4 protein-coding genes and 1 pseudogene (1 of these 5 running past the window's edge) are annotated in these 7,054 nt (G+C 36.6%); 2 read left to right on the forward strand and 3 right to left on the reverse strand.

What is annotated here, in order from left to right; genetic code table 11:
• The 3 genes from H964_RS11590 to H964_RS11600 all read right to left on the reverse strand — a co-directional run.
• On the reverse strand, positions 1-68 hold the beginning of the coding sequence (locus tag H964_RS11590; protein ID WP_039767827.1) for a GH1 family beta-glucosidase. 1,294 nt of this gene lie to the left of the window's left edge; 68 of the gene's 1,362 nt are visible here — the first part of the coding sequence; it begins with the start codon at positions 66-68; the stop codon falls past the left edge of the window.
• 240 nt (positions 69-308) lie between these two features.
• Positions 309-2,681, reverse strand: a complete 2,373-nt coding sequence (locus H964_RS11595) for a GH36-type glycosyl hydrolase domain-containing protein (protein WP_039767828.1) — start codon at positions 2,679-2,681, stop codon at positions 309-311.
• A 25-nt stretch (positions 2,682-2,706) separates the two neighbouring features.
• On the reverse strand, positions 2,707-5,142 hold the full coding sequence (locus H964_RS11600; RefSeq protein WP_039767830.1) for a GH36-type glycosyl hydrolase domain-containing protein: 2,436 nt from the start codon (positions 5,140-5,142) through the stop codon (positions 2,707-2,709).
• Between the two features lie 239 nt (positions 5,143-5,381).
• Here H964_RS11600 and H964_RS11605 point away from each other — a divergent pair, with 239 nt between their 5' ends.
• Together H964_RS11605 and H964_RS11610 are read left to right on the forward strand one after the other, a co-directional pair.
• Entirely contained in the window at positions 5,382-6,626 is a 1,245-nt protein-coding gene (locus H964_RS11605) for a glycosyltransferase family 4 protein (protein WP_039767832.1), read from the forward strand.
• A pseudogene (locus tag H964_RS11610) lies at positions 6,623-7,054 on the forward strand (sugar transferase); the annotation flags it as partial. The gene H964_RS11605 and the pseudogene H964_RS11610, both read left to right, overlap by 4 nt.

Below are 7,054 nucleotides of genomic sequence, written 5' to 3' on the forward strand. Positions count from 1 at the left end.
TTCCATGCACCTTCAATCTGATATGATGCAGTTGCAGCACCCCACAGAAATCCTTTTGGAAAACTCATGTTGTGACCTCCTTGACTTAAAGCTTTTGTTTCTTTTGAAATCAATTACACTCATATCAAAATATATTGCCATATAAAATTTGAGTTTGCAAATAAAAATTTTAAGTGAATATAGCAAAATTTTTAGATGTTTTTCACCAGTAGATGTTTTAGAAAAGAAACAAAAAAAGAGACACACCACTTTAAATATGCAATGGTGTGCCTCCTCTTTTTTGTAGTTTTATTTTCCTGTCTTAAATATTATTTTCCCATTACAACTTCAATTACATTCTCATTGTCAAGCAATTCTACTGGAATCAAATTACCCACAATCTCTTTTCCATTTACTAATATCTTTTTAACACCTTTTGAAATATGGTCTGGATTTGAAACCTTAATGGAAAGTTTTCTTCCTCTGAAAACTCTCTCAACTTCAAAACCGTCCCAACATGATGGTATACATGGGTCAATAATAAGACCTTTGTAGTGTGGGCGAACCCCTAGGATATACTGTGTTGCTGCAACAAATGCCCATGTTGCAGTACCTGTCAACCATGGATTTCGCGCACGACCAAAATAATATGGATGTTCTTTTCCGGTGATAAACTGGGAATAAACATAAGGTTCTGTGGTATAGATTTCAGCAATATCATTTTTGTTTGCAGGAAGGAACGACATATAGTATTCAAAAGCATAATCGCCTCTTCCAAGTACAGCCTCTGCAATAATTACCCATGTATTAGCATGACAGAAAATAGCAGCATTTTCTTTTAATCCCGGCGGGAAAGAGGTTACAGCCCCAACCTCTATAATATAATCAACATAAGCTGGCCAGTTTTTGACACATCCATGTTCTGTTGCGAGATACTTTTTGACACTGTCCATTGCCATTTTGCCTTTTTCATCAACAAAAGCGCCAGAGAATACTGACCATGACTGAGAATTTAGGAAAATCTTGCTCTGATCACTTTCTTTTGATCCAAGTTTTTTACCGCTTGCCAAATACCCTCTTACAAACCACTCGCCATCCCATGTATACTCATCCATTGCCTTTTTGATTTCATCTCTATAAGCTTTGTACTTTTCAGCATCATCAGTCTTTCCAATATACTCAGCAAGTTCTATAAACTCAGATAAAGCTTTGTAATAAAGCTGGGTTGACCATGTACTCTCGCCACCGTCTTTGAGGTTGATACAGTCATTCCAGTCAGCAGCAAGACCAAGCAAAAGTCCATGTTTTCCTCTGTGATTCCATGAAAACTCCAAAGCTTGTTTTAAATGCTCATAAACAGAAGCACTTGACTTGTCCGCATACTCAACAACTTCATCTAAGATAGAAAAATCACCTGTTTCTTTTATATAGTGTGGCACAGCAATCAAAAGCCATAAATGGTCATCTGAATAAATTCTATCTCGTGGAGGTATATTATGTTCTCCTTGAGCCCATGTAAGAGGCTGGAAATGATGCATCGCATATCCTTCAGAAAGCTGAGCCTTCAAAAGTTCAATAAGTCTTTTTCTTACCTCTTGAGGGATTGAATGTGCAACGCCCAGAATGTCCTGTGAAGAATCTCTAAAGCCAAGTCCGTCTCTTCCTCCAGCCTCTATAAATGATGCAGACCTTGACCAGTTAAATGTTGTATGGCACTGATACTGATTCCATATGTTCAACATCAAATTCATCTTCTCGCTTGGTGTTGAGCATTTGAACTTGCTAAGCCGGTCATCCCAGTACTTTTGCACCTTTTCAAATTCTCTTTGGATATTTTCTTTTGATGCAAATAGTTTTTTATATTCTTTTCCTTCCTTATATGCATCTCCTATTCCCAGTACAAACACTAAATATTCTTCCTGACCGGGCTGAAGTTCAATTTTTACCTGTGTTGCAGCGCATGGGTTTCCACCTATTGCAATTGACCCAAAACACCTGCCATTTTGAATAGCTTCTGGATTAGCTTCACTGTTATATGGACCAATAAACACATCTCTGTCTGTATCAAAACTTTCAATCTTTTTATTTGTGCATGTGAAAAAAGCTTTTGGTTCATAAGGACTCCAGAGCTTGATAGAATAATCTACAATTTCATCTTCTTTGTTGTAACCCATTCTGCAGGTGTAAAGAATATACTGAAAATCCATCATGTCAAGCATGGAATTCCAAAGACAGAACTCTGTATAAGTAAATACCGATAGTTCCTTTTTCTTACCTGACTCATTCTTGATTTTAACTTCCCAGATTTCAATTGGCTTGTCTACTGGCACAAAGATTTTTAAAGATGAGGTTATGTTGCTATATTTACTTTCAAATATTGAATATCCAAGACCGTGTCGACAGATGCTGTTAAAACTTTCAAGAGGCTTTCCAACAGGTTGCCAGCTTATTGACCAGAAGTCTTTTGTTTCTTCGTCTTTGATATATACATATCTTCCAGGTCTGTCCATTGGGATGCTATTGAACCTGAAACGAGTGACCCTTCCAAGCTTAGGGGATTTGTAAAAAGAATAACCTGACGCATTGTTTGAGATTATAAGACAATAGTCACTTGTCCCCAAATAATTTACCCATGAAGTTGGTGTTTTGGGATTTGTTATAACATACTCTCTACTTTGAGAATCAAAGTACCCATAGTTCATAAAAAATACCCTCCTTAAAATTTTTCTATCCCATTATCACTTCAACAAAATGTTCTTTGCCATCTGAGAAAGCTGGTATTAAATTGGAAGACATTTCTTTGCCATCAACAACAACTTTTTTAACACCTTTTGAAACGCCATCAGGGTTCTTTACTTGTATATTGTAAATTGCATTTCTGAACACTCTTTTTACAGTAAATCCTTTCCACTCTCTTGGTACGCAAGGGTCTATTAAAAGACCGTCATAATCAGGTCTTATTCCCAAAATCCACTGTGTCATTGCAACAAAGTTCCATGCAGCAGAGCCTGTGAGCCATGAATTCTTAGCCTCACCTGGCTTGTACGCATCTTTTCCAGCAATCATCTGGCAGTATACATATGGTTCAAGCTTGTGCACATCGCTTATCTCTTCTCTATATGATGGAGCAATCTTTGACCAGTACTCAAATGCTCTATCTCCTCTTCCAACAATACACTCTGCAATCATAATCCATGGGTTATTGTGACAAAACACCGCTGCATTTTCTTTGTAGCCCGGCGGATAGCTTGTAATCTCACCAAGATGAATTTTGTACTCTGTAAAAGCTGGCTGAACAAGAACTATTCCATGTTCTGTATCAAGATACTTTTTAACAGAATCGAGCGCAGAAATAGCTTTTCCATCATCAAGTCCTATTCCTGCCATTACACAAAAACCTTGTGTTTCAATAAATATCTTACCTTCGTCATTTTCTTTGCTTCCAACTTTGTTTCCAAAGTAGTCATATGCTCTTAAAAACCACTCGCCATCGTAACCATAATTTAAAATTGCCTCTTTCATCTTTTCAATGTGGTATTGTGCATCTTTTGCAATATCTTCTTTACCCAACCTTTCACAAATCTTTACAAATTCCTTTCCAACATAGACAAACATCCCTGCTATCATAACAGATTCTGCAGTTTTGCCGTCTTTGTTATCACATGTCTGGAACGACTCATCAGGGTTTGTTGAAAATGCGTTTAAGTTCAAGCAATCATTCCAGTCAGCCCTGCCTATGAGTGGAAGTCCATGCGGTCCTAAGTTGTTAACAACATGGTAAAATGCCCTTCTCAGGTGTTCGAACATTGAAGCAGCCTTTTGCGGGTCATTTTCAAAAGGAACAATTTCATCAAGAATGGACCAGTCTCCTGTTTCCTTGATGTAATGTGCAGTTGAGAGTATGAGCCACAACGGGTCGTCGTTGAAATTGCTACCTATTTCATTGTTGCCTCTTTTTGTAAGAGGCTGATATTGATGGTAAGCACCGCCATCTTCAAGCTGGGTTGCGGCTAAATCCAATATTCTTTCTCTTGCCCGTTCTGGTATCTGGTGAACAAAACCAAGAATATCTTGGTTAGAATCTCTGAACCCCATTCCTCTTCCTATTCCAGACTCAAAGTATGAAGCACTTCTTGACAGGTTAAATGTTACCATACACTGATACTGGTTCCAGATGTTTACCATTCTATCTACCTTGTCTATGCCAGTCAGAACGTTAAACTTGTTCAGTAGATTGCTCCAAAATAGCCTCAAATTTTCGAATGATCTTTGGACGTCTTCTGGGTTTTTGAATTTTTCTATCATTTTGTAAGCCTTTTCTTTGTTTATAACACCTTTTTTAAGCCATTTTTTGTCTTCATCATTTTCTACATAACCCAGCACAAATACAAGCTCTTTTGCCTCCCCTGGCTGCAAAGAGATTTTTATCATATGCGATGCAATAGGTGCCCAGCCGTGAGCTTCTGAATTAAAACTCTTTCCATTTTCAACTGCTAAAGGTGCATCAAACCCTCTGTAAAGACCAAGAAATGTGTCCCTGTCAGTGTCAAATCCATCGATTGGAACGTTTACAGAATAAAAAGAATAATGATTTCTACGCTCTCTGTACTCTGTTTTATGGTAAATCACAGAACCTTCTATTTCAACCTCACCTGTACTTAAATTTCTTTGGAAGTTTGTCATATCGTCAAGCGCGTTCCAAAGACAAAACTCAATCAATGAAAAGAGTGTCAAATCCTTTGGCTGGGTAGATTTGTTTGTTATCTTAAGATAGTGTATCTCACAGTTTTCATCAACTGGCACAAAAAATGTTTGCTCCACCTCAACGCCATTTCTTCTTCCTGTTATGATTGTATATCCAAGACCATGGCGACATTCATAAAACTCAAGAACTTTTCTTGTTGGCATCCATGAGGGTGACCAGAAATCCTCATTGTCTTTTATATAGAAATATCTTCCGCCCATATCAAGTGGAACATTGTTATAACGGAACCTTGTTATTCTTCTGAGTCTTGCATCTTTGTAAAAACAATAACCACCTGCATGGTTTGAGATTAAAGAAAGAAAGTCTTTCATGCCGAGATAGTTGATCCACGGAAAAGGAGTAAGTGGAGTTGTTATGACATACTCTCTTTTATTGTCATCAAAATAACCAAATTTCAAAGTTATCAGTCTCCCTTCTTTTGCAAATTATGATTTTCACTTTTGCCTATCATCTTAATTATACCTTTTGACCATAATCAATCTTTTAATTATTTTGCCTTAATTTTGTACTATTTTGCTCTAAGAATTTTTCGAAGGTATATAGAATGTAGATATTAATTATCAGGAAGAATTATGATATACTCAATTATGAATACCTAATCAAAAATTTATGCAGTAGGTAGAAAGGGAGAACAACTTTGAAAAAGAAAATATGGATTTTAAACCACTACGCAATTCCACCTACAATGGGCGGAATTACAAGACATTTTGACTATGCAAAGGAGCTTGTAAAAAGAGGATATGATGTAAGTATTTTTGCCTCCAGTTTTGACCATAAGCAAAGAGTTGAGCTGCTTGGGAAAGGAGAAAAATTTAAAATAGAAGACTACAGTGGTGTAAAGTTCGTTTGGATAAAGACAACCCCATACAAGAAAAACGATTTCAAAAGGGTTGTAAACATATTTTCGTTTGCTAAAAACCTCTATTTTATAGCAAGAAAATTTGAAAAACCAGATACAATTATAGCATCCTCTTTTCATCCACTTACATGGGTTGTGGGATATAGGTTAGCAAAGGGGAAAAAGGCTGAATTTGTAGCAGAAGTGCGTGACCTTTGGCCACAAAGTGGAATTGACCTTGGTGCTTTCAAGGAAGGAAGCCTGATAGTTAGACTTTTGCGAAGGCTTGAGAAGTTCATATACACAAAAGCAAAGTATGTAATAACAGTTTTGCCAAAAGCAGATGAATACATTCAGAGCCTCGGAATAAATAAAGAAAAAATTGTACATATTCCAAATGGTTGTGATATTGAGAGGTTTGACCTTCTGAAAAATACAATGCCCGATGAGGTAAAGAAGATTTTAGGTGAACATGAGGGGTATTTTAAAGCTTGCTATTTAGGTGCGCTTGGTCAAGCTAATGCAATGGAAACAATAATTGAGGCTGCAAAGTACGTGCAAGACGAAGTAGGTGACAAGATCCATTTTCTGATAATAGGAGATGGTCCTGAGAAAGAAAAACTTCAGAAGATGGTCAAAAAATTTAAACTTTCAAATGTATTTTTTTATGATCCAATATCAAAACTTTCTGTACCAAGCTTACTTGAACGCGTTGATATAACGCTTGTTTCTATGCACAATCTAAAAGTTTACAGGTTTGGGATATCTCTTAATAAACTTTTTGATTATTTGTGTGCTGCAAAGCCAATAGTGTTTGCAGGTAATGTTGCAAATGACATTGTCAAAGACTCAGGTGCGGGGTTTTCTTGTGATGCCTATGATTCAAAGGCATTTGCTCAGAAGATTATAAAACTTTACGAGATGGATGAAGATGAGAGAAAGAGGATTGGGCAAAAGGGAAGAGAGTATGTTGAAAAATATCACGACATCAGAAAACTTGCAGATAGATTAGAACAAATTATAAATGGAGATGGTAATCGATGAGGTCGTATATAAAAAGCTATCATAAACTCAGTAAGTTTTTTGTCGTGGTTATGGACCTTCTGCTAATTCATGCAGGGTATATCTTGGCATATATTATAAAGTTCAATTTTACATTCCCAAAGCGAAACTTTATGCCATACTATACATTGATTCCGCAAATAACTCTATTTGCTCTTGTACTATTGAACATTTATGGTCTTTACACAATCACAATGAAAACGATAAGCGAGATAGCATTTTCGATGGTTTTAGCCCTTATGCTCTTACAATTTTTAACAGTTGTTTCTACCTTCTTTTACAGGCACTTTGCATTCCCAAGAAGTATATTTATAATTGCATTTTTTATCCAGTTTCTGCTACTCCTCGGATGGAGAGGACTTGTTTTATATGTTTTCAAAAGAGTGCAGGGTGTCAAGCATGTGATGGTG

It is taken from the genome of Caldicellulosiruptor sp. F32 (assembly GCF_000404025.1).
GTDB classification, from domain to species: Bacteria; Bacillota; Thermoanaerobacteria; order Caldicellulosiruptorales; family Caldicellulosiruptoraceae; genus Caldicellulosiruptor; species Caldicellulosiruptor saccharolyticus.